Here is a 24,531-nt window from a genome sequence, read left to right as displayed (position 1 = left end):
TAATTATTTGTATAATTTATGTTTAATAAAAGTGCTTTTCTGCATTTTTGATAAGTCAGTGGGGAAAAAGAAGGGATGAATGGCGACAAAAATTGCACTTTTCACCAAACTGGCAAAAGTGTGGGATGCTTCAAATTCTGCCGCCCCGCAGACTGGGAATTTTTGCACATTATTTGATCCCCCCCCTCAGCCGCCACTGCGCTTCAGGTTAAAGTATCGGCAGATACCAGGCGTCGTGAACAATAGAGGAAGTATGCAGGTTGATCGGACACAGCAGCGGGCAATCACACGTTTATGCATCCAGTGTGGTCTTTTTCTGTTACAGCACGGCGCCGAGAGTGCGCTGGTGGAGGAACTGTCAACACGTCTCGGGCTGGCGTTGGGGATGGACAGCGTTGAAAGCGCCATCTCTTCGAATGCCATCGTCCTGACCACCATTAAAAATGGCGAATGTCTTACCTCTACGCGCAAAAATGTCGATCGCGGCATTAATATGCATGTGGTGACGGAAGTGCAGCACATTGTGATCCTCGCCGAGCATAAGCTGCTGGACTATCGCGACGTCGAGAAGCGTTTTGCGCAGATCGTTCCCCTGCGCTATCCGCGCTGGCTGCTGGTGCTGATGGTGGGTCTTTCCTGCGCCTGTTTCTGCAAACTGAATAACGGCGGTTGGGATGGGGCGCTGGTCAGCTTCTGCGCCAGCACGGTAGCCATGTACATTCGCCAGGTGCTGACCCATCGCTCCATGCATCCGCAGATCAACTTCTGCATCACCGCCTTTGTCGCCACCACCATCTCCGGGCTGCTGCTGCGCCTCCCGACGTTTGCCAGCACGCCGACCATTGCCATGGCCGCCAGCGTTCTGCTGCTGGTCCCGGGTTTTCCATTAATCAATGCCGTCGCCGATATGTTTAAAGGGCATATCAATACCGGACTCGCCCGCTGGGCGATTGCCAGCCTGCTAACCCTCGCCACCTGCATTGGCGTGGTGATGGCCATGACCGTATGGGGGCTGCGCGGATGGGCATAATCTCATTTATTTTTGCGCTGGCGGAAGACATGCTGCTGGCGGCGATCCCCGCCGTCGGGTTTGCGATGGTCTTTAATGTCCCTCAGCGCGCTCTGCGCTGGTGCGCGCTGCTGGGGGCGATTGGCCATGGCTCGCGTATGATCATGATGAGCGCCGGTTTTAACATTGAATGGGCCACCTTTCTCGCCGCTCTGCTGGTGGGCAGCATTGGCATTCAATGGTCGCGCTGGTATCTGGCGCATCCGAAGATTTTTACCGTCGCCGCCGTGATCCCGATGTTTCCTGGCATCTCAGCCTACACGGCGATGATTTCCGCGGTAAAAATCAGTCATTTTGGCTATTCGGAAGAGATGATGATTTTGCTGCTGAGCAATTTTTTAAAGGCCTCTTCGATTGTGGGCGCCCTTTCGATTGGCCTGTCGATACCCGGCCTGTGGCTGTATCGTAAGCGTCCTCGCGTCTAACCCCGACGTCGCGGTTAATCCGCGACGCTCCTTCCGCGATGGCCTCTGTGCTACTATGTGCAGATCACCCCACTCTTTGCAGTTCAGAGTTGAGATAGAGTTATGTCTTCGCGAATTTTAACCTCCCATTTTAGCGGCCTGGAAGAGTTCCTCCAGCAGCACGCGGCGCTGCTGGCAAAATCGACTGACGGCACCGTTGCCGTTTTTGCCAATAACGCGCCGGCATTCTATGCGCTGACGCCAGCGCGGCTGGCGCAACTGCTGGAGCTGGAAGCCAGGCTGGCGCGCCCCGGCAGCGACATCGCGCTTGACCCGCAGTTTTTCGAGGAGCCCGCCGCGGCGCCGGTTGCGGTGCCGATGGGCAAATTTGCTATGTACGCCGGGTGGCGGCCTGACGCCGATTTTCAGCGCCTGGCCGCGCTGTGGGGCATTGCCCTGAGCCAGCCGGTTACCCCCGAAGAGCTGGCCGCTTTCGTCGCTTACTGGCAGGCGGAAGGTAAAGTCTTTCACCACGTGCAGTGGCAGCAGAAGCTGGCGCGTAGCGTGCAAATCAGCCGCGCCAGCAACGGCGGACAGCCGAAGCGCGATGTGAACAGCGTTAGCGAACCCGACAGCCATATTCCGCGAGGTTTCCGAGGATGAGCATGAAAAACGTTGGCGACCTGATGAAACGCCTGCAGAAAATGATGCCGGCACATATTGAACCGGCGTTTAAAACCGGCGAAGAGCTGCTGGCCTGGCAAAAAGAGCAAGGCCGGCTGCGTTCCGAAGCGCTGGAGCGAGAGAATCGCGCGATGAAAATGCAGCGCACCTTCAACCGCTCGGGGATCCGCCCGCTGCATCAGAACTGCTCCTTTGATAACTATCGCGTCGAGTGCGAGGGGCAGATGAATGCGCTCGCCCGGGCGCGCCAGTACGTGGAAGAGTTCGATGGCAATATCGCCAGCTTTATCTTCTCCGGTAAACCGGGCACTGGCAAAAACCACCTGGCGGCAGCCATTTGCAACGAGCTGCTGCTGCGCGGGAAGTCGGTCTTAATCATCACTGTGGCCGATATTATGTCGGCGATGAAAGATACCTTCGGCAACCGGGAAACGAGCGAAGAACAGTTGCTTAACGACCTCAGCATGGTCGACCTGCTGGTGATCGATGAAATTGGTATGCAGACGGAGTCTCGCTATGAAAAGGTCATTATCAATCAGATAGTTGACCGGCGCTCATCCTCCAAACGACCTACCGGGATGCTCACCAACAGCAATATGGAAGAGATGAACAAACTGCTCGGCGAGCGGGTGATGGACCGTATGCGGCTCGGCAACAGCCTGTGGGTTATCTTCAATTGGGAAAGTTACCGGCACCGCGTTACAGGCAAGGAGTATTAAGAGATTTCCGGGCGACGACGGCGTTATACTAAAGCGATTATTCAGTCACGCTTATGAGTCCGTCTATGAAATCGTTTAAAAATAGCGTTATTGCCGCGCTTGCCGTTAGCGCGTTTACCCTCTCTGGCGCCCACGCCGCCTCCTGGCAGGATTCCCTTAACAGCGCTGCCAGCCAGCTCAGCGGCAGTAACGCCCAGGCCAGCGGCGGCATGTCCGTCTCCTCGCTAACCAGCCTGCTTAACGGCAGCAGCCAATCCCTGACCGCCAGCAGCATGAATAATGCGGCCGGGATCCTGTCATATTGCGCGAAACAGAAGCTGGCCTCCGTGACCAGCGCCGATAACGTCAAAAATCAGGTGCTGGATAAACTGGGACTTAGCACGCCGGAAAAACAAAAACAGGACACCAGCTATCTGGATGGCCTGCAGGGGCTGCTCAACAGCAAAAACGGCCAGCAGTTGGACCTGAATACGCTCGGCAATAGCTCGCTGGCGAAACAGGTAAAAACCAAAGCCTGCGATCTGGTCTTAAAACAGGGTGTTAATTTCCTCTCCTGATCCTGACTGACAAGGCCGCATTTGTTGCCTTCGCGGCGGCGCCGCGGCCTGAAACGCTTTTTTTTGCAGTTTTCCTGTTCCGTTTTCCCATTTCACCCGATGCGATGCCGATCAAAAAAGGCAACTTCTAAACCAATTCTGAATAACTGCACACTTTCATGACGCTAGAATTGCAGCAAGATGGCGCTGCAATTACAGTGGGGCTTGAAAAGTAATCTGTTCTGCCAGCCGATAACTGGCATTAATGAGGATGAGCTGTGTCAGAGTTGTTATCCATCGCCTTATTTTTAGCTTCGGTGGTGCTGTATGCCTGGAAAGCGGGTCGTAACACCTGGTGGTTTGCCGCCACGCTCACGGTGTTAGGCCTGTTCGTGGTGCTGAATATCACCCTCTACGCCAGTGACTACTTCACCGGCGACGGCATCAACGACGCGGTACTCTACACTCTGACCAACAGCCTGACCGGCGCCGGGATCGGCAAATATATACTGCCGGGGGTCGGCGTGGCCGTCGCACTGGTCGCCGTCTTTGGCGCCCTCGGCTGGGTGCTGCGCCGCCGTCGGCATCATCCTCATCACGTCGGTTACAGCCTGGCGGCGCTACTGCTGGCGCTGGCCTCCGTTGATGCCAGCCCGGCCTTCCATCAGATCAGCGAGCTGGTGAAATCCCAGTCACGCGAGGGCGATCCAGACTTTGCCGCGTACTATAAAGAGCCGTCGAAGCAAATCGACAATCCGCAGCTGAACCTGGTCTATATCTATGGCGAAAGTCTCGAGCGCACCTATTTTGATAACGACGCCTTCCCCAACCTCACCCCTGAGCTTGGCAGAATTAAAGCTGAGGCCATTGATTTCAGCAATACCATGCAGCTGCCGGGGACCGATTACACTATCGCCGGCATGGTCGCCTCACAGTGCGGCATTCCGCTGTTCGCGCCGTTCGAAGGTAATGCCTCAGCCTCAGTCTCCAGCTTCTTTCCACAGAATATTTGCCTTGGCGATATTCTGAAGAACTCCGGTTACGAGAATTACTTTGTGCAGGGGGCTAACCTGCGCTTTGCCGGCAAAGACGTGTTTCTTAAATCCCACGGCTTCGATCATCTGTACGGGGCGGAAGAGCTAAAAACTACGGTGGCGGATCCTACCTACCGCAACGACTGGGGCTTCTATGACGACACTGTGCTCGACGAGACCTGGAAAAAATTCGAAGAGCTGTCGCAGTCCGGGAAACGCTTCTCGCTCTTCGCCCTGACGGTGGATACCCACCATCCCGACGGTTTTATCTCACGCACCTGCGAGCATAAACGCTATGATGTGGACGGCAAGAAAAACCTCTCTTTCAGCGCCGTTAGCTGCAGTCAGGAACATATCGCCGCGCTGATAGAGAAGATTAAAGCCTCACCCTATTTCAAAAACACGGTCATCGTGGTCTCTTCCGATCACCTGGCCATGAAGAACAGCGCCTGGGATTATCTCAACAAGCACGATCGCAGCAATCTGTTCTTCGTCCTGCGCGGCGATAAACCGCAGCAGGAGACCCTGGCGGTGAAACGCAACACCATGGATAACGGCGCGACGGTGCTGGATATTCTCGGCGGCGATAACTATATCGGCCTCGGGCGTAGCAGCCTCTCCGGCCAGTCGCTCTCCGGTATTTTCATGAATATGAAAGAGAAAGTCCTGGCATGGAAGCCTGACGTGATCCGCCTGTGGAATTTCCCCAAAGAAATGAAGAATTTCACCATCGACTCGCAGAAAAATATGATCGCTTTCTCCGGCAGCCATTTCCGCCTGCCGCTGCTGCTGCGGGTATCTGACCAGCGCGTAGAACCGCTGCCGGAGAGTGAATACTCTGCGCCGCTGCGCTTCCAGCTGGCCGATTTCGCGCCACGGGATAATTTCGTGTGGGTCGATCGCTGCTATAAAATGGGCCAGCTGTGGTCGCCTGAGCTGGCGCTCTCCACCGACTGGTGCGTCTCGCAGGGACAGCTGGGGGGTGAGCAGAAGGTCCAGCACGTTGATAAGCCGCAGTGGCAAGGCAAGACCGCCTTCAGGGACACCCTTATCGATATGGAGCGCTATAAGGGCAACGTCGATACGCTGAAAATTGTCGACAACGATATTCGCTATAAGGCCGACAGCTTCGTGTTTAACGTCGCTGGCGCCCCGGAAGAGGTTAAACAGTTCAGCGGTATTTCGCGTCCCGAGTCGTGGGGGCGGTGGTCCAATGCTCAGTTGGGCAGCGACGTGAAGATTGAATATAAAGAGCCGCTGCCGGAGAAATTTGATCTGGTGATCACCGCCAAAGCTTATGGCCCAAACGCCAATAAGCCAATTCCGGTGCGAGTTGGAGAAAGTGAGCAAGTGCTCACTCTGGATAATGACGTGACTACCACGACGCTGCATTTTGACAACCCAACGCGCAGCAACACGCTGATCATCACCCCGCCGGACCCGCAAACCACTAACGAGGGCAATATCCTCGGCCACTCCCCGCGTCAGTTGGGGATCGGCATGGTGGAGATCAAAGTGGTGAAAAGCGAAGGCTAACGCAATCCTGCCCGGCGGATTTTCGTGCCGGGCAGCGGTTGTCGTGGCAGGACGTTAACCACACAGCGGCTGTAGTTCATCAGCCGACAGTCCGGTGATCTTCTGTACCATCTCTTTGTCGAGGCCATTCTGTAACATACTGCCGGCAATGCGCAGCGCCTCGCGTCGGCTGCCTTCCTGCAAGCCCTCCAGGTGCCCTTCTTCCCGGCCTTCCAGTCGGCCTTGTTGCCGACCTTCCTGCTTAAGCTTTTGCGCGATAGACATCAATGTCTCCTCATACTGTGGCAGACGGCGGGCCAGCCGGCGGAGAAACACGCCCGGCTCGACCGTATTACCGTACTGCAGCATATAGTGAAACAGCATTCTCAACTGTCGACGGTTAGTGTATCCCAGCATCACAACGGCCGCCAACGACTCCGTTATGCCGCTGAGATCGCGCTGGCGAATATGTTTTTGCATCAGCTCCAGCAAGGCGACTCGCCGATGTTGCACGATGTCATCGTCCGGCATCACCGTCACGTCGATCAATGGAAACGGACAGCCATACAGCGTCTTCGCCAGCTGCGGGTCGGCAAATTCATCCAGCCAGTTGAGGGAAAAAGGATACGGACTGGTTGCACCGTGATAAAAAAGCATCGGCACCACCAGCGGCAGCGTTTTGTGCCCGGCATCCAGGTGGCGCTGCATTGCGGCAATCGCATAGCGCATCAGGCGAAAGGCCATATGGCTATCCGGTGAGCTCTGGTGCTCTATCACCACGTAAACATACCCCGTGCCGCAGGTGGTCTGCACCGACCAGAGGACATCTGAATACCAGGCGCGCAGATCCTCATCGATAAAGCTCGCCGATTGCAGCCTCAGGGTAGAGAAATCGCACCGCTGAAGGATCGCTTCGGGAAGGTAGAGGGTGAGGAAATCAGTCGCTGTCTCCGGGTGACGAAGAAATCGCTTAAAGACCGCATCGTGCGGCGTCGAGGTCATCCGTTTTTTCATGGCCATCCGCTTGCCTGAAAGAGAAGGTAAGCCGGACTCTATCACCGGTTTTTACCCGGTTGGGTTTGACGACAATTTTCTGGGAAGCGCCTCGGAGAATAGCATGGCGGCCAGCCCGGCTGGCCGCCATCATCACGGCTTAGTAATCAAACTGCCGGTAGTAACGGCGGATATTGAGGTCGTGGCCGGTATAGTGTTCAAAGTGGGCCGCCAGCCGGTCCACCAGCAGGGTGGACACCACGCACGGCGCCATAATCCAGCGGAACGCGTCATCAATGCCGTTCAGCGGATAGTCGCGCGGGTCGATAACCACCAGATGGTCAGTTATTTTTTCGGCAAAACGCTCGACGCGTTCGTCCAGCGCCCGGCATCTCCCCTCGCCTTTCACCAGAAACAGCGGAACCTCTTTTTCCAGCAGCTCCAGGGTGCCGTGGAAAAATTCAGCGGAGCTCACCGACTTCGTCCGCTTCCACTGCATCTCTTCGAGAATACACATTGAGAACAGATAGACCTCGCCCCACATTTCCGCGCCGCCAATCCACATCATATAGTCGCAGTCATGGTATTGCGCGGCAATGCTATCCGCTCGGGGATCGAACTGGCGTTTCGCCTGCAGGAGATTTTCCGGCAGTAACTCGAGCTGGCTGGCAAATCGCGCATAATCAGCAAACTCGCCGTGACGAAAAATGACGCGGAAGAATAACCAGTACAGCAGCATATATTCATATTCCACGCCATTTTTGTGGCACATCGGAATATGCCAGCTGGCGGCGGCAGCCAATGGCGAGTCGGCGTGACGAGTAATAGCCACCACGCGGATCCCCTGTGCCTTGCACCATTCGGCAATGGCGACCGACTCTTTGGTATCGCCGGATTTAGATAACGTAACGACAACCGCATCTTTATTTAATTTTTTATGTCCGCGATGGATTAACTCCGCGGCCTGTTCAAGATATACCGGCACGCTGGTTAATTCTTTGGCAAATTCATTAATTGCCATCATCGGCGCCAGGGAACCACCTACCGAAGCAAAAAATAATGCGCTACAGCCGCTGTCATAAATATCGTCGGCTACGGTTTCAGCCTGTTTACGCGCAGCGATGATCTCGCGAGCACTGGTCAGGTACTCGTCCTGATTAAAACCCAACATAGTTTTCTCCTGAATATTCAGATTTTACTTTTTAAGACGCGGTCAAAATCGTCGAAAATACGTTTAGCCAGATCGATGCCTTTCAGTCCTGCGGTATGCCAGGCGAGCATCTGCACTGGGACAATCAGCAGCAGAGGCGCCAGGTGATGCTCGCACGGACAGTTTAGCGCCAGCGTTTGAGCATCCTCTTCGTCACCCAGCGTCAGGGTAAAGGCCCGGCCAATGGACGGCGCCAGATAGTCGCGCAGCGCCCGGGTTCGCGCGTCCGGCGTATCTTCAATAAACAGCATCACATGGCGGGCATTGGCTTCCAGATAGGGGCCATGCATATAGGCTTCCAGCTCAAAGCCGCTGGAAGGCACGCGCACCGTCTCGGTAAATTTGGTTTCGAACTCCTTCGCCACGCCAACCAGCGCGCCGTAGCCGGTGGCGACAAAGCGCTCGCCGCTGCGCAGCGTTTCGCTATGGCGGTCAATAAAGCGCGAGGTGCGTACGATAACCTCCGGGATCGCCGCTACCAGCCGCTGCAATTCAGCGAGATAGTGCTGCTCCTCGACCTCGCTGGCTTTCTCCTGCTTACGAGCAATGATCAGCGCTATCAGCAACAGGTTGAGCACCGTCGCGCTAAAGCCGCGGGTCACAAACCCTACGCTCTCGATCCCGGTATTAATATCCAGAACGCCATCGCTGGCGCATCCTATCGGGCTTTGCGGATCTGAGGTCAGGGCGAAAACCGACTTGCCGGAAGCCTGTACCTTACGCATCGCCTCCAGCGTCGACGCGCTTTTTCCGCTCTGTGAAATCGCCACCACCAGATCGGCATGCGGGTCGATCGCGTCGTAATGGGTGAAGTTGTACGGCTCTTTAATGTCAAGCAGCACACCGAAGCGTTGCTCAAAGAAATAGCGCGCGCACAGCGCGGCATTCAGCGACGATCCGGTCGCGAGCAATAATATCCGCCGTACCGGGTGCTGGCGGACGAAGGTTTCAATCGGCGCCAGCTTTTGCCGGTAGTCGCGCAGGATCTGCGCCAGGCAGGCCGGCTCTTCACTGATATATGTCATCATTGTTGGTCGCATAGCTCACTCCCGTTAAAACAATCCGATCCACGAACCCAGAATGCCCACCAGCGCCATGCCGCCAATAATTGAGAGCGGTTTAACTTTCCGTCCCAGTAGCCAGTAGACGATGCCAAAACTCACCAACGGCAGCATGCAGGGCAGAATGTCGTTGATAATGTCCTGTACCTGGGTTTTGGCCTCCCCGGCGCCGAAGGAGAGAGGAATGGTGATATCGATCATTGAAGCGGTCATCGCCCCGACTACCATCAGACCGATAATCGACGCCCCGTAGGTCAGGCTCTCCATCATTCCGCTCTTCTGGATCCGCTGCAGGACCCCGGTGCCCAGTACGTAGCCCCAGCGGGTAAAACACCAGCGCACCAGAATGTGCGGCACGTTAAACACCAGCAGAAACAGGATCGGCCCGAGGATGTTGCCCTTCAGCGCCAGGCTGGTGCCGATCCCGGTGGCGATGAGGCGCAGCGTCCCCCAAAAGAAAGAGTCACCCAGCCCGGCTAACGGTCCCATCAGTGAGGCTTTGACGTTATCAATCGCAGTGGCATCCATGTTTTTCTGCTGACTGTTTTTCTCTTCCATCGCCGTGGTGATCCCCAGCAGCAGGGTGACGATATGCGGCGTGGTATTGAAAAAAACCAGATGCCGCTTCAGCGCTGCGGCCAGCTCCTCTCTGCGCGGATAGAGCTTCTTCAGCACCGGGATCAACGCGTAAACAAAGGCGAGATTCATCTGCCGCTCATAGTTCCACGAGAACTCCATCTGGAAAGAGCGCCAGAACACCCGGCGTAAATCGCGCGGCGTAATCCGGGTTTCTTCCTGCGCCTGCGGCTGCAGGGTCTCTTCAGAAATCATCTTCGTCGTCATCGCTGACTCCTTGTTCTGTCGTGATACGAGGTGAATTCAATGCGGTGACGTTAACCATGACCACCGCCACGATAGCGCCGAGAATGGCGATACCGGTCACCGGGATTTTCAAATAGGCCATCAGCACAAAACCGAGGAAAAAATACGGCGCCACTTTCTTGTTAATCAGCAGCCTGGCGAGCATCGCGAAGCCGAGGGCCGGGATGATGCCGGTGGCGACGCTGAGCCCATGTTTGATAAATTCCGGGATCGTATCGAGCAGGGATTTCACCGCGTTGCTGCCCACCAGGAATGAGACGGTGACCACCGCGGCAAGCATCAGCGACAGGCCGAATCCGGCAATCAAATGCATCCGCTCAATGCCGCGGAGATCCGCCCGTTCCGCATACCCGTCCGCCTTCTGGCTAAGCATTGGAATGAACATCCCCAGATAGATGTTTTTCAGGATCAAAGTCAGCGTGGCGATAGGCAGGCCAAGCAGCAACGCCGTTTCTGTGCCTGCGCCAGAGGTAATGGCGAACGCCACGCCGAGAATACCGCCGGTCACCACGTCGGGCGGGATCGAGGCGCCAACGGAGAAAGAGCCGATAAACGCCAGCTCCAGCGTCGCGCCCATAATGACGCCGGTCTGTACATCCCCCAGCACCAGCCCGGTCAGCAGCCCGGTGACGATAGGCCGTGAAATTAGCGACGTCCCTAAGGCATATTCCGATTGCGCGATAAACGCCACCAGACCCAGTAAGAGAGCCTCTACCATAATCTGTCCTCCGGAATTACACGCATTCCGCAAAAAGCTGTTTGCGATCGTTCGGGACCTGGCGAATCTCCACTTCGACGCCCTTGCCCACCAGTTGTTGTAGCTGTTCTATTTCTGTCGGCAGTAAATTAATCGCCTTAGAGATATTTTTACTGCCCTCTTTAGCCTTTATTCCGCCAAGATTTATGCTTTTTATTTCGTCGAGGGCGCTGGCAATACGCCAGGCGTCATTAACCGACTCCACAACAATAAATAAATTATATTTATCGGTAACCCCGCTTTTTATTGCCTCAATAGAATCATTTATATTTTTAATCACCAGCTTCACCGAGGGCGGTTTGGCAAGCTTAATGGTGGTTTTCCGCAGCTCATCACCAGGGACGCTATCGTTGGCGATTAAAATACAATCGGCGCCGACATATTGGGTCCAGGAAAAGGCCACCTGGCCGTGAAGTAATCGATGGTCTACCCTTAATAATGTAATCATCATGCTTCCTCATTTCAGAAGTCTTTATCCATAGTCATCGCGCTGGCAATCGTTTGATTGCAGTACTGAATGCTCTCTTTGGCGTTTGTTAATGCCTCGGTAATTAATTTTTCGGTATCGTCTTCCGCTGCGGAAATCAGCAAGTCAATAATTAACGGCAGATTTAAACCGGATAATAAATGGAAATGTGGGCGAGATAAAAAACGAACAAACTCGTTATTCACGCTACCGGCAAAAATATCCGTAATCACGATCAGCTCATCCTGCGCCGGGAAACGCGCCACTAGCGCTTCCACCTGCTGCGTCAGATCGACCTCTTCTTCCACGTAGGCACACAAGGTATGTATATCGGGTTGTTTACCGAGGATCAGTTCCACGGAGTTCAACAAACCGTTAGCAAAGCTGCCATGGCTGGCAAAAATATAGTGTCGTTTCATCCTTACCTCGAAAGCGCATTCCACTGCTTTCTTAATTGCAACCGACGTGCCAGAAACAGTGGCGCGTCGGCTAACGCAAGGATAAAAAAGAAGAGATGTGTTAAAAGTCTTGATCTTCCTGAATAAATTCCGTTTCCCGCGTCAGGATATCGTGAATGTAGCAGAGCTCTACAACGGGAATTTTGACACTATACCCGCTCTCTATGACACTAAAGGCCTCGCGTAGCGTAGCCAGCGCGCGATCCGGACACTGCCCTCCAGTGTATTGGGCTGGGGAAGCGTGACGAATTAATCGCTCTATCAGACAGCTGATATGCACATACAGCGCGACCTTACGATCGTTAGGTACATCGCGCCCGGCCAGATGCTCATAGCGCAGCAAAAACTGCTCAACCTGGTTGATCACCTTAGCCGTATCGAGGATCGTCACCGACTCGATCACCCGGCGCAGCGAAAAGTTTTTCAGGATCAGGTTGTTGATCTCGCTGACCTGCTCCGCCGTCGCCAGTTCGCCAAAAATGCGCATCAGCGGACGACTCCCTTCGCCAGAGATCAGCGAATCCAGCGAGATCCAGGGTAGATCGGCAAGATGCGGATCCAGGGTGCCGACGATCGCCAGCACCTCATAGCGGCTTAGCATCGGCTCCCGTCGCGCGGGATCGGCAAGGGTCTCCACATCGCAGGCCACAATATCAATGCCAAGCGCTTCAGGAATGCTGGCTTTTAACAGCGCCGACAGATTCGCCGCCGCGCCCAGACCGGTCGCGCAGGTGGTTAAAATCGCCCGCGGCTTATCGGTTTGCGGGTAATAGAGCTGGTGCTCAATCGCAAGGTCATCGCCGATCTCGCGGACGATATCTTCCAGCATAACGCCCTGCAAAATGCGCTCCCCGACGTACATCGCCATACCGGTGGAGACATTGTTGATGATCGCCATCGGCGTACTCAGGCGACGATTAAAATGGCGGTGAATGGCGTTCAGCGATCCCATGTCGACCAGGATTATCAATCCTGATGCCAGGGCATGGCTCTCTATGTAGGCCATCACCTGGTTAGCGATAGCCTCCGGCGTCACGTCCAGCGGCATATCGAATGACTCAAAGAGCTGGCTTTTCAGCAAGCGGTTCGCCACGTTGGCGATGCTGCTGGCGGTAGCGTAACCGTGAGCGAGAATTATCGCCCGGGTCACCTGCTGCTGGCTGATGGCGCCATTCTTGTGGAACCACAGCACTAACAGCAGCAGGTCGATACGCTGGGGTTCAATATCCAGCTTCAGCGTCAACGCACCGAGGATCGCTTCGCAAAAGCGATACAGCAGCGGAAACTTCTGTACCAGGAAGTCCTCCAGCTGGCGGGCTTTTTCATTGTTTATCGTGGACTGCGCCTGTCGGGATCGGTGGATCAGGTAGTGGCTCAGGGCGTAGAGGCAGTTGCCGTTAAACTGGATATTGAAGCGCTTTTCCAGGCGATAATACTCCTCCCGAACCTGATGAGCGATCAGCAGCAGCATCTGCGGGCTACTGGAGTCATGATTATCAAAGATCAGCCGATCGAAGAGGGTTTCAATCTCTTCCCCCATGCTCCTTTGCGCCTCTTCCCAGACCGTTTTTTTATTCAGCACCGCTTCATACTGCGCCAGAACCCGACACTGAACGTCATAGATCAGCCCCTGTACCGGGTCGCGCGCACGCAGCAGCCAGACCAGGCTGGTCTGCGGCTCGATAAGCAGCGGCTCCTGCTGGCCCATCGCTTCGCTGAGCGCTGGCGTCGCGGCCATGACATTCTCCGGCAGATCGTGCAGCCTCACGGTCAGCATTTCGCGGCCCGGAGACCTGGCCCAGGCTGACGCCACGGCGTATTTCACCACATTCTTCAGCTCGCCGACGTTGCCCCGATAAACATACTGCGTCAGGACCTGCAACAATCGCGGCGTTAGTTGCAGCCGGGCGGCAAGCGTGCGCGCCTCCTGCCAGAAAAACTGTAGCGTTAGCGCCTCCTTCTCCTCGCGGCTACGGTGTTGAAGATCGGGCAAGCTAACCAGGATCGGGATTCGGCGCAGGAAGGTGGTGAGAAAAGTGCTGTGAATATCTTCGGTGGTGGCAAACACCAACCGCAGCGAAATCGGCAAGCCTTGCGCGGTCTCCCCCACCCGGTAGATCTCCTTACGATCCAGCCAGGTGAACAGCTTCTCCTGCCCCTGAGCATCCAGGCGATGGACCTCATCGAGAAACAGCATCCCGCCGTTTGCCGCCTCAAACGCCCCCGCTTTATCGCTCTGCGCACCGGTAAACGCGCCTTTGACGTAGCCAAACAGGTTGGCGGCCAGCAGCTCCGGATTACTCGCATACTGCGCGCAGTTAAAGCTCACAAAGGGGGCATCGGGCGCCAGCAGCCCCTGGGCGATGGCGAACTCATGCATCAGCTCAGCCATATAGCTTTTGCCGGTCCCGCTGTCGCCGGTAATAAGCAGCGGTAGCCCGCCGTTAGGATAAAACAGCGCGGTTTTCATCTGCTCAATCGGTTTACGCAGGCTGCCGTCATGCCCGGTCAGCAACGAAAAATGGTCCGCCTGCTCCGGCTGGCGGTCGCTCTCCGCGAGTAACTCCGCCATGCTGGCATACTCACTGCGGGAAAGCGGGTAGAACTGCTGGCAAAAGGCTTTTTTATGCAGAAAATAGACCGGCCGGGTGTTGATTTTCACCAGCACGTCCTGAGCGACCAGCTGATTGAGATAATGGCTGGCGGTATTTCTTTGCATCGCGAAACGCCGGGCCAGCCAGCTGGCGGTAAAGACCTCGCTCAGGTTATCCGGATCGAAAAAATCGGTCTGATTTTGCAAAAAAGCCAACAGTTCCGTTTTACGCATCGCATCCCCCTCTTCGCCATTACGAAGGGATATGATGCGGGAAAAGAGAGGCTTATCGACGGCCCGTGCTGTTTTTTTGCGGTCCAGCGCACACTCCTGGCTAAGCCGACTTCGCGTCGGCCAGATCCATCGTCATTTCATACTGCTGCAGCGAGAGCGGCGTATAGCCGGCCGCGGCAAACAGCGGCGTAAAAGTTTCCGGGACCGTCACCGAAGTACCAATGCCCGGGAACTGCTGCGCCAGCGCCATCAGCAGCTCACGCGCCAGCCCCTGGCGGCGGGCGGCGGGCTCCACCCACAAAAACGACAGTACAGGGCGCGAGCCCGCCGTCGTTAGAACCGCGAAGGCGCGATGTTCCAGCGTCACGACCTGACATGGCAGAGTGGCGAAGGTAAGCGGATCCAGCAGCCAGGGAAGCTGGCTGTTACTCTCCTCAATGGCGCGCCGAAGCAGGGACAGGGTGGGATAAAGCTGCAATACGCCCGGCACCGGGGGCAGAAGTTCTGTACTCAGGTAGCCGCAGAGCCCATAGCGTCGCGTAAAGCCCAGCGACTGATACAGCGCGACGGCCGCATGGTTATCGCGGATCACCTCCAGGAATACCGTCTCGATCCCCTGCTGTTGCAAAAGCATCAGCAGCTCCTGCATCAGTTTCCGGCCCAGGCCTTTGCCGCGCCAGGCCGGGCGCAGGGCAAAGGCCGCCAGGCGAGCGGCACTCCCCCGGCGCGCGACGATCGCGATCGCCGCCGGTTCATCTCCGGCCAGCCAGACGCGGGAATCGACCAGGCTCATCCCCTCGGCGCTAAAACGCTGAACAAATCCCTCTACCGACTGGGTAACAGGCACCAGGTAGGCTTCAAAACAGGCGTTGAGAATATCCGTTAACTGCACGCTGCTGAACTGCGTGGCGGGAACGGCGGTCAGCTCCATACTTTTCTCCCGAAGGCTGCTATGCTGAGGTGATGAAAACTAACACTATAACTGCCGGTGCCGTATTACGCCTGACTCAGGAGAGCGATATCGCCCTTCTGCCCGCCATTGAACGTTCTGCCGCCCAGGCATTTCGCCAGATCCCTTCTCTCGCCTGGCTGGCGGACAGCGAGGTGATTAGCGTTGCGCGCCATCATGATTATCTGGAAACGGAGCATAGCCTGCTGGCGGTAGCCGCCGGGCAACCCGTTGGCTTTATTCTGACCGAACCGCTCGACGATGCGTTATTTATCGTCGAAGTCGCCGTCCACCAAGCCTGGCAGCAACAGGGCATCGGCCGGATGCTGCTGGAGCGGGTTATCGAGAGCGCACGGCAGATGGGCTACCCGGCGGTAACCCTCACCACCTTCCGCGAGGTGCCGTGGAATGCGCCGTTTTATACCCGTCTGGGATTCGCCATGCTCGATGAGCTGACCCTGCCCGCCGGGCTGGCAGCAAAAAGGGAACAGGAGACCCGGCACGGCCTGCCGCCCGAGTCGCGCTGCGCCATGCGCCTGGCGTTGTAGACTTCAGCACTGATTTCAGCGGCGCAATATGGTACAAAGTACCATTCAAAACTTACCCGTTGTTACCGTATGTCCTGGTCAATCGATATTATTTCCTGCATAACCGATCGCTTTGTGGAACTCACGGCGACCGAAAAACGCATTGCGCAGTTTATTCTCGATGATGTCGCGGCGGCGGCGGAGCTGCCCATCGCCGAGATAGCGCGTCTGACGCAAACCAGCCAGGCTTCGGTCACCCGTTTTGCCCGGGCGCTCGGCTGTAAAGACGTCCGCGAGCTGAAGATGAAGCTTGCGCAATCTCTTGCGGTCGGCCAGCGGTTTATCCTCGATGTTCCGGATCTCGAAGGCGTCCAGGGGATCTATGAGTCAATCATCAGCGTACTGGAGACCAACCGGCGGGCGCTGGATATCGAGGCGCTGAAGCGCGCGGTGAGCTGGCTGAGCGATGCGCGGCAGATCCTCGCCCTGGGGATGGGCGGCGGTTCGACCATCTGCGCTCAGGAAATTCAGTATCGCCTGTTTCGCCTCGGTCTGCCGGTAGTCAGCCAGAGCGATGGTCTGCTGGTACGCATGATGAGCTCGGCGGTGACGCCGCAAGATGTGGTGATCGTGCTGTCTCTGGGCGGCTATACCCGGGAAATCATCGAGAGCGCGGCGATTGCCAGCCAGTACGGCGCGAAGGTTATTGCGATTACCCCCGCCGGAACGCCGCTGGCTGAACAGGCGGATCTGGTGCTACCGCTGCTGGTACGGGAAAACGACTATATCTTTAAGCCCAGCACTTCCCGTTACGCGATGCTGGCGATGGTCGATGTGCTGGCCACCGAACTGGCGATGGCCAACAAACCCCAGGCAAAAGGCAAATTACGCCGTATTAAGCTGGCGCTCGACAGCCACCGCGGCGGCGTCGATCGGCAGCCGCTGGGGGACTAACTTTTACTGGCGGAGATAAACCTCTCCGCCTGCTCGCGGGTACGTTCCACGGCCTGTCCGGCGCGATAAAGATCGCTGCCCAGACCGGCACCGGCGCACCCCGCCTGTATCCAGGTCGCCAGACTTTCCGGCGTCACGCCGCCGACCGCCAGCACCGGAACCTCCGGCGGCAACACCGCTTTCAGCGCGCGAATATAGTCCGCGCCGAATGCTGATGACGGAAAGATTTTCAGCCATTGCGCCCCGGCATCCAGCGCACTAAACGCCTCGGAGGCCGTCGCGCAGCCGGCGCACACCAGCATCCCCTTATCTACCGCGCGGCGGATCACCGCCGGGGCCGTATTGGGCGTCACGATAAGTTTCGCCCCAGCTTCAGCGAGAAAATCAACCTGTTCAACCTTCAGCACCGTTCCCGCGCCAATCATCGTCCGCTCGCCAAACTGACGCACCATCGCCGGAATACTTTGCTGCCAGTCCGGCGAATTGAGCGGGATTTCGATATAGCGAAAGCCTGCATTTATTAGCGTCTCAATATGATCTGCCGCCTCAGCGGGTTGAATGCCGCGTAAAATCGCCACCAGCTTAATCTTGTTCATGCATTATCCTCGCCATGCCAGCCAACAATGCCTCATCGCCACTGCAGCTGTTAACCATCATTCCGCGCGCCTTCATCGCCCGACCGTAGCGGGCATTCAGCGCCGGTTCGCCAACCAGCGTGACGGCAGAAGTACGGAAACGCTGCCCCAGGGTCGCCACCTCCGCGCCAATCAACAGCCCGGAGAGGTAATCGCTGACTGAGCTCGCCGCCAGACCTCCCAGCACCCGGGCGGCCCTGGCGACAAACAGTTCGCTAATCAGCGACGGCTGCGCCAGCCCTTTTTCCAGCCCCCGTTCAAACGCCGCATCGTCCGGCTGCTGGGCAGGCAGCCCTTTGCCGATCAGCGATTGCGTCATCAGCAGATGATGCAGTTCGCCGGTCATCGCCGTGACAAAATGACGCACCCCGCCGCCTACCACCTGTACCCATTTGCAGTGGGTACCCGGCAGCACGTAACACTCCGCCGGCGCCAGCTGGCAGGCCCCCAGCAGCTGCGTCTCTTCGCCGCGCATCACGTTGAAATCCCCGTCCTGTTCAATCTTGAGGCCGGGTATAATCCACACGCCTTCAGCAACGGCGCATAGCTGCCGCCCAGGCGCGTCGATCGCCGTCGGACTGTCCAGATACGGCACCGCTTGCCAGCCCGCGTCGCTGCCGATCATCCCGGCCATCAGCACCGGCAGCGCCTGTGCGCCGCGCCAGGGGGCCAAATGCTCCGCGAATACATCAGCAGGCGATCGTCCGTTCAGGCGGGTAATACCCATCGGCAGCTGCTTCGTTTCGACGCACTGGCCGTTGCGAATCAGCCAGCCGCGCAGCTGGGTAGAGCCCCAGTCGACGGCAATATAATCCTTCATTGTGTTTCTCCTGAGACCTGCACTACCGTCTTCGCCGGGATCGCCTCCCCTTCCCGCTCCTGGGTAATCATTTCCAGCGCCTGCTGACGGCTGATTTTGCTGGCTGGCGTCATGACGGTAACAAAAATAGCGGAAACAAAGCTGCCAACAACCGATGGAATGCACGGATTGCCCCAGTAAGCCAGCCAGTCGGCCTTAACCAGAACCACAATAGACACCAGCATGCCGCTCAGCAGCGCGGTTAGCGCGCCCTGCCAGTTAAAGCGCAGCCAGAAGCGGCCGAGAATGGAACAGACGAAGAGCCCGGACATCAGCATGGAGATCATTTTGGTGATATAGCTGATGATATCGTTCGAGGTCAGGGCGAAGATCATCGCCAGGCCGATAACGAACGCCAGCATCCAGCGAGAGAGCGTTATCGCCTTATGCGCCGGCGGCATTTTTCCGGTAACGAGGGTATAGACATCCCGCATCATGATGGCCACGGCGGCTATCGCATCGGAGCTGGCCGAAGACATGGTGGCGGAAAGTCCGGCAATCAGGACCACCAGCCCCAGGATCGCCGGTAAGAAGCTGGTGGCGAACAGGAAGGCGTAGTTACTGTTCTCAAGATTGGGGTTCATCGTCCAGGCCGCCATGCCGATAACCGCCGGCAGCACCGAGAAAAACAGATACAGCACACCGGTATAGACAAACGAGCGCCGCACCGAAGAGACGTCTTTTCCCGAGTAAATACGCTGGCGATAGGAAGGGGTTGCCAGCACGCCGACGCCGATGACCATCGCCAGCGATAGCGCCGGAATAGTCCCCAACTTATCGACCGCAAACAGGCTCATCGCCTTTGGATCCATCGCCTGAACGATGGCATCCCACCCCCCGACGTGAACCAGCGCCAGAATCGCCATCAGGATAAAACCGAAAAACAGAATTAATGCCTGAATGGTGTCCGTCCACACAACAGCAGAATAACCGCCGATAATGACGTAAATCGCAAACGCCATGGCAATAATAATTTTTGCCACCGTCAGATTAATTCCTGTCGCCCAGGCTAAATACATACTCCCGCCAAGAATATGTGCCCCCAGCCAGCCAATTGAGGCAATAAATATCATTATCCCGACGAGATTTTTAATTAAATGGCTGCCCCCTGTGTAATAAGAAAGCTCTTCGCTCATGGTCATAAAGCGCAGCTTTCGCACCGGCGCAAACAGCCAGGCCACCAGTAAAATACCGATGGCGCCGCCCACGCCGTAAAGCATCCCGGCCCATCCATTGCTGTAGCCGAACCCGACAGCTCCCATGCTTGAACCGGTTCCCACCATGGTCGCCACGGTGGACCCCAGCGTCAGGAACAGCGGCAAAGAACGGCCACCGAGTAAAAAATCCTCACCGCTTTTTTGATGACGCGACACGTACCAGCCAAGCCAAATCATGGCTAACGCATAAATAATAAAGCCGACTAAAAAGACATGACTATTCATAATTCACATCCTGCCAGTTAATTTTGAAAAGGTAAAAGGCTACGAAGCGCTGAATTATTTCAGCGCTCAAAATGACTGTTTATATTTCTGGTTACTAACTTTTTATGCGCGAGAAGCGTTAAAACAGGTCACATCCACTTCGACTTTACAATCCACCACCAGGTCCGCTACGCAGCAGATGCGGGCAGGCGGGTTGTCGCCAAAGAACTCGCGAAATACCTTATTGAACGACTGAAAATAGCGCGCATCGGTGAGGATCACTTTAACATGCACCACGTCGGCCAGGGTGTAGCCCGCTTCGGTCATGATATCTACGCAGTTCTGAATCGCCAGACGCGACTGGTCGACAATCCCGCCTTCCACCACTTCCCCGTCCTTCATCGGCGTCTGGCCGGAAACGTACAGCCAGCCTCCCGCTTCCACCGCCCGCGCGAACGGCAGGTGCTGCCCGCCGGTACCGGTACCGCCTTCTACGCCATAACGCTTGATACTCATACTCAACTCCTTAGTCCATCCGACGACGCAGGAAACGCCCTGCCCGTCCGGTAATTTTCTTATCACTGCCGTAGCTCATCACGCCGTTGACCATCACCGCCTCAATGCCGTCCGCCGGTCGTTTCGGGTCGGAGAAACTGGCGACATCGCGCACCGTCTGCGGGTCAAACAGCACCAGGTCGGCAAAGTAGCCAATTTTCACCAGCCCGCGATCCGCCAGCTGGAAGCGCGCCGCCGACAGCCCGGTCATCTTGTGTACCGCGGTAGTCAGCGGGAATAGCTGCTCGTCGCGGCTATAGTGGCCGAGCACCCGCGGGAAGGCGCCCCACAGGCGCGGATGCGGCATCGGATCGTTCGGCAGCCCGTCAGAGCCAATCATGGTGACCGGATAGCGCATCACCCGCCGTACGTCCTGCTCGTCCATGTTGTGATAAATAGCGCCCGCCGGCATCAGCCGCGCCGCGGCGTCGTGCAGGCTCACCTGCCACTCATCGGCGATCTGCTGCAGCGTTTTCCCCGCCTGCTCCGGCTGCGCTTCGGACCAGGTAATCACGATATCAAACTCGTCGGTCACCTGTTTCATATCCAGCGTCGATGAGCTGGCTGAATAGGGATAACAGTCGCAGGCGATATCCTGCTGCTGGCGCATCTCATCGAAAAACTCCAGCGTCTCTTTGGTACGCCCCCAGTTTTTTGCCCCGGCGCACTTGTGGTGCGAAACCACCACCGGCACGTTGCCGTGACGGCCAATACGGAAGGCTTCGTCCAGCGCCTCGAGAATCGGCTCAAACTCTGAACGTAAATGGGTGGTATAGACGCCCTTCCCGGCCGCCAGCTCTTCCGCCAGCGCCATCACCTCCTCGGTGGTCGACTGGAAGGCGCTGGCGTAGGCCAGCCCGGTACTGAGCCCTAATGCTCCCTGGCGCAGCGCATCGCGTAGCTGTACGCGCATGCCGGCGATTTCCGTCTCGTTCGCCGGACGAAACAGATCGTCCATATGGTTATTGCGCAGCGCGGTGTGACCGATTAACGTGCCGACGTTCAGCGACGGTCGCGCCGCCTCCACCGCATGGGCATAAGCCTCCACGGTGGGATAGATAAAGTGTTGCTGCTCGCCGAGGAGATTCATTGGGTCCGGCACTTCCCCCCGCATGGTGGCGGTCGCCGCACTGATCCCGCAGTTGCCGACGATCACCGTCGTCACCCCCTGGCTGAGCTTCGGCAAGTACTCCGGCATGCGGATCACGTTGATATCATCATGGGTATGCACATCAATAAAGCCCGGCGCCAGTACCCGCCCCTGGCCATCAATCACCTGCTCCGCCGCAACGTCCAGCGCCGGGGCGATAGCCATAATTCGATCGCCCTTCACCGCCACATCAGCACGGTATTGCGGCCCGCCGCTCCCGTCGATCACCGTGACGTTTTTGAAAAGCCAGTCAACTTTCATAGCAATTACTCCCTTTCGACATGCCGATAAGTTAACCATTTACAAGCGCAAAAAACAGTGGAAAACTACGCAAAACTCAGATCGTTTTGTGATACTTTTATTCAAAACGAATAACATTTTTATATTAAAAATATATTTATCAAATAGTTATAAATGATACCCAGCGACTAACCGATTATAAACCCTGAAAGGATAGTGTTATGAAATACCATTCAGCACCGCTCATCCCGCACAAATCCGCCCTCATGTCCGCGCCGGCTAATCTGCTGGCGGAAGAGGTCTGTCTACCCGCCGCGCTGCTAAAAAAGTCGGCGCTGGAAAATAATATTTCATGGATGCAGCGCTACGCCGACGCCCGCGGCGTATCGCTGGCGCCGCATGGTAAAACGACAATGACGCCATGGATATTTCAGGCGCAGCAGCGAGCGGGGGCGTGGGGGATCGGCGTGGGCAGCGCCTGGCAGGCTAGCGCGGCAATGGCCAGCGGCATCCAACGCGTCCTGATGGTTAATCAGCTGGTCGGCAAAGCCAATATGCAGGTGGTCGCGCAGCTAAAAGCCCACTATCGGGCGGTGGATTTTATCTGCTGCGTCGATAGCGAGGTCAACGTGCGCGCCCTCTCCGCATTCTTCGCAGACCAGGGACAAACGCTGGATGTGCTGATTGAACTTGGCGTGCCTGGCGGGCGCTGCGGCTGTCGTAGCGTTGATGACGCGCTGGCGCTGGCGCAGCGGGTAAGCGACCTGCCGGGGCTACGGCTACGCGGTCTGGAACTGTATGAAGGGGTGCTGCACGGCGACGATCCGCAGCCGCAGGTGGAAGCGCTGTTACAGCAGGCTGCGGCGCTTGCCTGCCGCATGGAGCCGCTGGTTGACGGCGAATTCATTCTCACCGGCGCGGGCACCGTCTGGTATGACGTGGTATGCAATATCTGGCTGGCGGCGGCAAAACCGCGCCGCTGCCGTATCGTTATTCGCCCTGGCTGTTATATCACCCACGATCGCGGGATCTACGATCTCGCCCAACAAGAGCTGATCGCCCGCGATCCGATTGCCTGCGATCTCGCCGGCGATCTCACTTCAGCGCTGGAGCTGATGGCGATGGTGCAATCGGTGCCGGAGGCGGATCGCGCGGTAGTGAATTTCGGCAAGCGCGACTGCGCTTTCGACGCCGGGCTGCCGCAACCGATCGCCCATTATCGTAATGGCCAGCAGTTAGCGCTGCGCGCGGAGTCGATCGTCAGCACCGGCATCATGGATCAGCACTGTATGCTGCGCCTGGCGCCGGGCAGCGATGTGCAGGTCGGCGATATTCTGCTGTTCGGCACCTCGCACCCGTGTCTGACCTTTGATAAGTGGAAGACGTTGCTGCTGGTCGATGACGACTACAACGTGCTGGACGAGCTCGACACGCTGTTTTGACAGGCATCCGGATAGCGGCGCTTCGCACCTTACCCGGGCTACACAACCCGCGACGTTCGGTAGCCCGGCTAAGCGTAGGAAAACCGGGGGATGTCCCGGCGGCGGCGCTTCGCGCCTTACCCGCCCTGGCGCAAGGCGCAAATCTCATCATGCAATGAACGACTGATAATGACCCCCTGCCGTTCACTCTGCTGGCGGCAGGCAAAACGCCGCTCGCCCGGTAGACGCGCCCCTTGTTCCTGCATACCCATGAACAGCGTTTCGGCGCGCGCCAGCTGCTCTGGTGCCTGCGCGCCGAGAAAACGCTGCGGATCCAGCGCCAGAATCAGCTCGCCGCCGTAGGGGAGACCGCCCGCGCCGTTATCCCACGCCAGCGATTCGGCGCTGGTCATATCGCCGATAAGCGGCCCGGCCAACAGCTCAACCATTGCCGCCAGCGCCGAGCCCTTATGGCCGCCGAAAGTCAACATCGCGCCGTTCAGCACCTCTGCGGCATCGGTCGTTGGCTGTCCCTGACTGTCGATTCCCCAGCCTTCCGGTAGCGCTTTGCCGCTGCGCTGATGCAGCTGGATCTCGCCGCGCGCCGCAGCGCTGGTCGCCATATCAACAATAAATGGCGGCTTATCCTGCCGCGGCCAGCCGAAGGCGATGGGGTTGGTGCCGAACAGCGGACGTGTGCCGCCCGCCGGGGCGACCCAGGCGTGGCTTGGCGTACAGGCTAGCCCTACCAGCCCTGCCTCGGTCAACGGCTCAATATCGGCAAACAGCGCGGAAAAATGAACGCAGCGATTAATTGCCAGCGCCGCAATGCCATTGTGGCGCGCCTTCTCCAGCAGCAGCGGCAGCGCGCGCTCGTAGGCCAGCAGTGAAAAAGCGCCCCCGGCGTCCGCCCGCGCAATCCCCGGCGCCTGGTCATGGATCTGCGGCTCGGCATCGGGCGATACCTTACCTTTGCGCAGGGTATCGACAATGCCCAACAGCCGCCACAGGCCGTGGGAAGCGCAGCCGTCGCGCTCCCCGGCGGTCACATTGCGGGCAATCGCCGCCGCGTGGTCGGCGCTAAATCCATTGGCGCTGAGTACCTCCAGCGCCAGGTCATAAGCTTCAGGTAACGATAGAGTTACCGACTCCATACTGTTCTCCTTTACTCTTCTTCGTCTCCGCTAAAGTTAGCCTGCGGCAGG

Annotated in this window: 25 protein-coding genes; 10 read left to right on the top strand and 15 right to left on the bottom strand. The window is 57.2% G+C overall.

Annotation, left to right across the window (positions count from 1 at the left end):
* The first annotated feature begins 253 nt into the window (after nucleotides 1-253).
* The 6 genes from DR88_RS22765 to opgB all read left to right on the top strand — a co-directional run bounded on the left by DR88_RS22765 (nucleotide 254) and on the right by opgB (nucleotide 5,982).
* Nucleotides 254-1,030 carry a threonine/serine exporter family protein gene (locus DR88_RS22765; protein ID WP_016946263.1) on the top strand — a complete coding sequence of 259 codons (777 nt, stop codon included), beginning with the start codon at nucleotides 254-256 and terminating at the stop codon, nucleotides 1,028-1,030.
* A complete protein-coding gene (locus DR88_RS22770) occupies nucleotides 1,021-1,494 on the top strand; it encodes a threonine/serine exporter (RefSeq protein WP_002887631.1) in 474 nt (157 codons plus the stop codon). Before DR88_RS22765 ends, DR88_RS22770 begins: the two co-directional genes overlap by 10 nt.
* A gap of 102 nt (nucleotides 1,495-1,596) precedes the next feature.
* Complete coding sequence (gene dnaT / locus DR88_RS22775; RefSeq protein WP_004178536.1) at nucleotides 1,597-2,136, top strand: primosomal protein DnaT; 540 nt, start codon at nucleotides 1,597-1,599, stop codon at nucleotides 2,134-2,136.
* A gap of 2 nt (nucleotides 2,137-2,138) precedes the next feature.
* Nucleotides 2,139-2,876 (top strand): replicative helicase loader DnaC, encoded by a 738-nt coding sequence (gene dnaC, locus DR88_RS22780; RefSeq protein WP_002887623.1) that lies wholly within the window; start codon nucleotides 2,139-2,141, stop codon nucleotides 2,874-2,876.
* 65 nt (nucleotides 2,877-2,941) lie between these two features.
* Complete coding sequence (locus tag DR88_RS22785; protein WP_002887620.1) at nucleotides 2,942-3,433, top strand: YjjA family protein; 492 nt, start codon at nucleotides 2,942-2,944, stop codon at nucleotides 3,431-3,433.
* Between the two features lie 257 nt (nucleotides 3,434-3,690).
* On the top strand, nucleotides 3,691-5,982 hold the full coding sequence (gene opgB, locus DR88_RS22790; protein WP_004146948.1) for a phosphatidylglycerol--membrane-oligosaccharide glycerophosphotransferase: 2,292 nt from the start codon (nucleotides 3,691-3,693) through the stop codon (nucleotides 5,980-5,982).
* A gap of 54 nt (nucleotides 5,983-6,036) precedes the next feature.
* On the opposite strand, the gene DR88_RS22795 is transcribed toward opgB, so the two are convergent.
* The 9 genes from DR88_RS22795 to DR88_RS22835 all read right to left on the bottom strand — a co-directional run bounded on the left by DR88_RS22795 (nucleotide 6,037) and on the right by DR88_RS22835 (nucleotide 15,546).
* Nucleotides 6,037-6,981, bottom strand: a complete 945-nt coding sequence (locus DR88_RS22795; RefSeq protein ID WP_021313592.1) for an Rpn family recombination-promoting nuclease/putative transposase — start codon at nucleotides 6,979-6,981, stop codon at nucleotides 6,037-6,039.
* 133 nt (nucleotides 6,982-7,114) lie between these two features.
* Nucleotides 7,115-8,125, bottom strand: coding sequence for an SIS domain-containing protein (locus DR88_RS22800; protein ID WP_004146946.1), 1,011 nt, complete (start codon nucleotides 8,123-8,125; stop codon nucleotides 7,115-7,117).
* 17 nt (nucleotides 8,126-8,142) lie between these two features.
* Entirely contained in the window at nucleotides 8,143-9,204 is a 1,062-nt protein-coding gene (locus tag DR88_RS22805; RefSeq protein ID WP_004146945.1) for an SIS domain-containing protein, read from the bottom strand.
* 12 nt (nucleotides 9,205-9,216) lie between these two features.
* Nucleotides 9,217-10,068 carry a PTS system mannose/fructose/sorbose family transporter subunit IID gene (locus DR88_RS22810; protein WP_004146068.1) on the bottom strand — a complete coding sequence of 284 codons (852 nt, stop codon included), beginning with the start codon at nucleotides 10,066-10,068 and terminating at the stop codon, nucleotides 9,217-9,219.
* Nucleotides 10,046-10,825 (bottom strand): PTS mannose/fructose/sorbose/N-acetylgalactosamine transporter subunit IIC, encoded by a 780-nt coding sequence (locus tag DR88_RS22815; RefSeq protein WP_002887608.1) that lies wholly within the window; start codon nucleotides 10,823-10,825, stop codon nucleotides 10,046-10,048. The genes DR88_RS22810 and DR88_RS22815 overlap by 23 nt, the downstream gene beginning before the upstream one ends.
* Before the next feature lie 16 nt (nucleotides 10,826-10,841).
* Complete coding sequence (locus DR88_RS22820; protein WP_025861096.1) at nucleotides 10,842-11,312, bottom strand: PTS sugar transporter subunit IIB; 471 nt, start codon at nucleotides 11,310-11,312, stop codon at nucleotides 10,842-10,844.
* A 14-nt stretch (nucleotides 11,313-11,326) separates the two neighbouring features.
* Nucleotides 11,327-11,749 carry a PTS sugar transporter subunit IIA gene (locus DR88_RS22825; RefSeq protein ID WP_004177518.1) on the bottom strand — a complete coding sequence of 141 codons (423 nt, stop codon included), beginning with the start codon at nucleotides 11,747-11,749 and terminating at the stop codon, nucleotides 11,327-11,329.
* A 100-nt stretch (nucleotides 11,750-11,849) separates the two neighbouring features.
* Nucleotides 11,850-14,615: a sigma-54-dependent transcriptional regulator gene (locus DR88_RS22830; protein WP_004146941.1), complete on the bottom strand. Its 2,766-nt coding sequence runs from the start codon at nucleotides 14,613-14,615 to the stop codon at nucleotides 11,850-11,852.
* Between the two features lie 100 nt (nucleotides 14,616-14,715).
* Nucleotides 14,716-15,546 (bottom strand): GNAT family N-acetyltransferase, encoded by an 831-nt coding sequence (locus DR88_RS22835; RefSeq protein ID WP_004214407.1) that lies wholly within the window; start codon nucleotides 15,544-15,546, stop codon nucleotides 14,716-14,718.
* A gap of 32 nt (nucleotides 15,547-15,578) precedes the next feature.
* On the opposite strand from DR88_RS22835, the gene DR88_RS22840 reads away from it, so the two are divergent.
* Both DR88_RS22840 and DR88_RS22845 read left to right on the top strand, forming a co-directional pair.
* Complete coding sequence (locus DR88_RS22840) at nucleotides 15,579-16,112, top strand: GNAT family N-acetyltransferase (RefSeq protein WP_002887560.1); 534 nt, start codon at nucleotides 15,579-15,581, stop codon at nucleotides 16,110-16,112.
* 69 nt (nucleotides 16,113-16,181) lie between these two features.
* A complete protein-coding gene (locus DR88_RS22845) occupies nucleotides 16,182-17,045 on the top strand; it encodes a MurR/RpiR family transcriptional regulator (protein ID WP_002887559.1) in 864 nt (287 codons plus the stop codon).
* Here the strand turns inward: DR88_RS22845 and DR88_RS22850 are convergent.
* The 5 genes from DR88_RS22850 to DR88_RS22870 form a co-directional block, all read right to left on the bottom strand.
* On the bottom strand, nucleotides 17,042-17,641 hold the full coding sequence (locus tag DR88_RS22850; protein WP_032443786.1) for a 2-dehydro-3-deoxy-6-phosphogalactonate aldolase: 600 nt from the start codon (nucleotides 17,639-17,641) through the stop codon (nucleotides 17,042-17,044). The two genes, DR88_RS22845 and DR88_RS22850, sit on opposite strands and share 4 nt — an antisense overlap.
* The gene (locus DR88_RS22855) at nucleotides 17,628-18,500 is read right to left on the bottom strand and encodes a 2-dehydro-3-deoxygalactonokinase (RefSeq protein ID WP_004146940.1); all 873 of its coding nucleotides are present in this window, start codon (nucleotides 18,498-18,500) and stop codon (nucleotides 17,628-17,630) included. The genes DR88_RS22850 and DR88_RS22855 overlap by 14 nt, the downstream gene beginning before the upstream one ends.
* Nucleotides 18,497-19,981 (bottom strand): sodium:solute symporter family protein, encoded by a 1,485-nt coding sequence (locus DR88_RS22860; protein WP_004146939.1) that lies wholly within the window; start codon nucleotides 19,979-19,981, stop codon nucleotides 18,497-18,499. Before DR88_RS22860 ends, DR88_RS22855 begins: the two co-directional genes overlap by 4 nt.
* Before the next feature lie 102 nt (nucleotides 19,982-20,083).
* Nucleotides 20,084-20,476, bottom strand: coding sequence for a RidA family protein (locus DR88_RS22865; protein WP_025368470.1), 393 nt, complete (start codon nucleotides 20,474-20,476; stop codon nucleotides 20,084-20,086).
* Between the two features lie 10 nt (nucleotides 20,477-20,486).
* Complete coding sequence (locus tag DR88_RS22870; protein ID WP_032443785.1) at nucleotides 20,487-21,926, bottom strand: N-acyl-D-amino-acid deacylase family protein; 1,440 nt, start codon at nucleotides 21,924-21,926, stop codon at nucleotides 20,487-20,489.
* Between DR88_RS22870 and DR88_RS0125030 the strand changes: the two genes are divergently transcribed.
* Nucleotides 21,904-22,083, top strand: coding sequence for a hypothetical protein (locus DR88_RS0125030; protein ID WP_009485350.1), 180 nt, complete (start codon nucleotides 21,904-21,906; stop codon nucleotides 22,081-22,083). The genes DR88_RS22870 and DR88_RS0125030 overlap by 23 nt on opposite strands.
* Nucleotides 22,084-22,126: 43 nt before the next feature.
* Nucleotides 22,127-23,347, top strand: coding sequence for an amino acid deaminase (locus DR88_RS22875; RefSeq protein WP_004146936.1), 1,221 nt, complete (start codon nucleotides 22,127-22,129; stop codon nucleotides 23,345-23,347).
* 116 nt (nucleotides 23,348-23,463) lie between these two features.
* Here the strand turns inward: DR88_RS22875 and DR88_RS22880 are convergent, their stop codons facing one another.
* Complete coding sequence (locus DR88_RS22880; protein WP_004146935.1) at nucleotides 23,464-24,480, bottom strand: Ldh family oxidoreductase; 1,017 nt, start codon at nucleotides 24,478-24,480, stop codon at nucleotides 23,464-23,466.
* Nucleotides 24,481-24,531 lie beyond the last annotated feature (51 nt).

Origin of the sequence: Klebsiella pneumoniae (assembly GCF_000742135.1) — a bacterium.
Taxonomy (GTDB): Bacteria; Pseudomonadota; Gammaproteobacteria; order Enterobacterales; family Enterobacteriaceae; genus Klebsiella; species Klebsiella pneumoniae.
This window is presented reverse-complemented; position numbering and strand designations above follow the sequence as displayed.

Bases quoted from the DNA above. Each gene is read 5' to 3' on its own strand.
- DR88_RS22835 (WP_004214407.1), bottom strand. From the start codon at position 15,546: ATGGAGCTGACCGCCGTTCCCGCCACGCAGTTCAGCAGCGTGCAGTTA.
- DR88_RS22870 (WP_032443785.1), bottom strand. From the start codon at position 21,926: ATGAAAGTTGACTGGCTTTTCAAAAACGTCACGGTGATCGACGGGAGC.
- DR88_RS22875 (WP_004146936.1), top strand. From the start codon at position 22,127: ATGAAATACCATTCAGCACCGCTCATCCCGCACAAATCCGCCCTCATG.
- dnaC (WP_002887623.1), top strand. From the start codon at position 2,139: ATGAAAAACGTTGGCGACCTGATGAAACGCCTGCAGAAAATGATGCCG.
- DR88_RS22795 (WP_021313592.1), bottom strand. From the start codon at position 6,981: ATGGCCATGAAAAAACGGATGACCTCGACGCCGCACGATGCGGTCTTT.
- DR88_RS22840 (WP_002887560.1), top strand. From the start codon at position 15,579: ATGAAAACTAACACTATAACTGCCGGTGCCGTATTACGCCTGACTCAG.
- DR88_RS22865 (WP_025368470.1), bottom strand. From the start codon at position 20,476: ATGAGTATCAAGCGTTATGGCGTAGAAGGCGGTACCGGTACCGGCGGG.
- DR88_RS22820 (WP_025861096.1), bottom strand. From the start codon at position 11,312: ATGATTACATTATTAAGGGTAGACCATCGATTACTTCACGGCCAGGTG.
- DR88_RS22765 (WP_016946263.1), top strand. From the start codon at position 254: ATGCAGGTTGATCGGACACAGCAGCGGGCAATCACACGTTTATGCATC.
- DR88_RS22880 (WP_004146935.1), bottom strand. From the start codon at position 24,480: ATGGAGTCGGTAACTCTATCGTTACCTGAAGCTTATGACCTGGCGCTG.
- DR88_RS22830 (WP_004146941.1), bottom strand. From the start codon at position 14,615: ATGCGTAAAACGGAACTGTTGGCTTTTTTGCAAAATCAGACCGATTTT.
- DR88_RS22805 (WP_004146945.1), bottom strand. From the start codon at position 9,204: ATGCGACCAACAATGATGACATATATCAGTGAAGAGCCGGCCTGCCTG.
- DR88_RS22825 (WP_004177518.1), bottom strand. From the start codon at position 11,749: ATGAAACGACACTATATTTTTGCCAGCCATGGCAGCTTTGCTAACGGT.
- DR88_RS22850 (WP_032443786.1), bottom strand. From the start codon at position 17,641: ATGAACAAGATTAAGCTGGTGGCGATTTTACGCGGCATTCAACCCGCT.
- DR88_RS22860 (WP_004146939.1), bottom strand. From the start codon at position 19,981: ATGAATAGTCATGTCTTTTTAGTCGGCTTTATTATTTATGCGTTAGCC.
- DR88_RS22810 (WP_004146068.1), bottom strand. From the start codon at position 10,068: ATGACGACGAAGATGATTTCTGAAGAGACCCTGCAGCCGCAGGCGCAG.
- DR88_RS22845 (WP_002887559.1), top strand. From the start codon at position 16,182: ATGTCCTGGTCAATCGATATTATTTCCTGCATAACCGATCGCTTTGTG.
- dnaT (WP_004178536.1), top strand. From the start codon at position 1,597: ATGTCTTCGCGAATTTTAACCTCCCATTTTAGCGGCCTGGAAGAGTTC.
- DR88_RS22855 (WP_004146940.1), bottom strand. From the start codon at position 18,500: ATGAAGGATTATATTGCCGTCGACTGGGGCTCTACCCAGCTGCGCGGC.
- DR88_RS22815 (WP_002887608.1), bottom strand. From the start codon at position 10,825: ATGGTAGAGGCTCTCTTACTGGGTCTGGTGGCGTTTATCGCGCAATCG.
- DR88_RS22785 (WP_002887620.1), top strand. From the start codon at position 2,942: ATGAAATCGTTTAAAAATAGCGTTATTGCCGCGCTTGCCGTTAGCGCG.
- DR88_RS22770 (WP_002887631.1), top strand. From the start codon at position 1,021: ATGGGCATAATCTCATTTATTTTTGCGCTGGCGGAAGACATGCTGCTG.
- DR88_RS22800 (WP_004146946.1), bottom strand. From the start codon at position 8,125: ATGTTGGGTTTTAATCAGGACGAGTACCTGACCAGTGCTCGCGAGATC.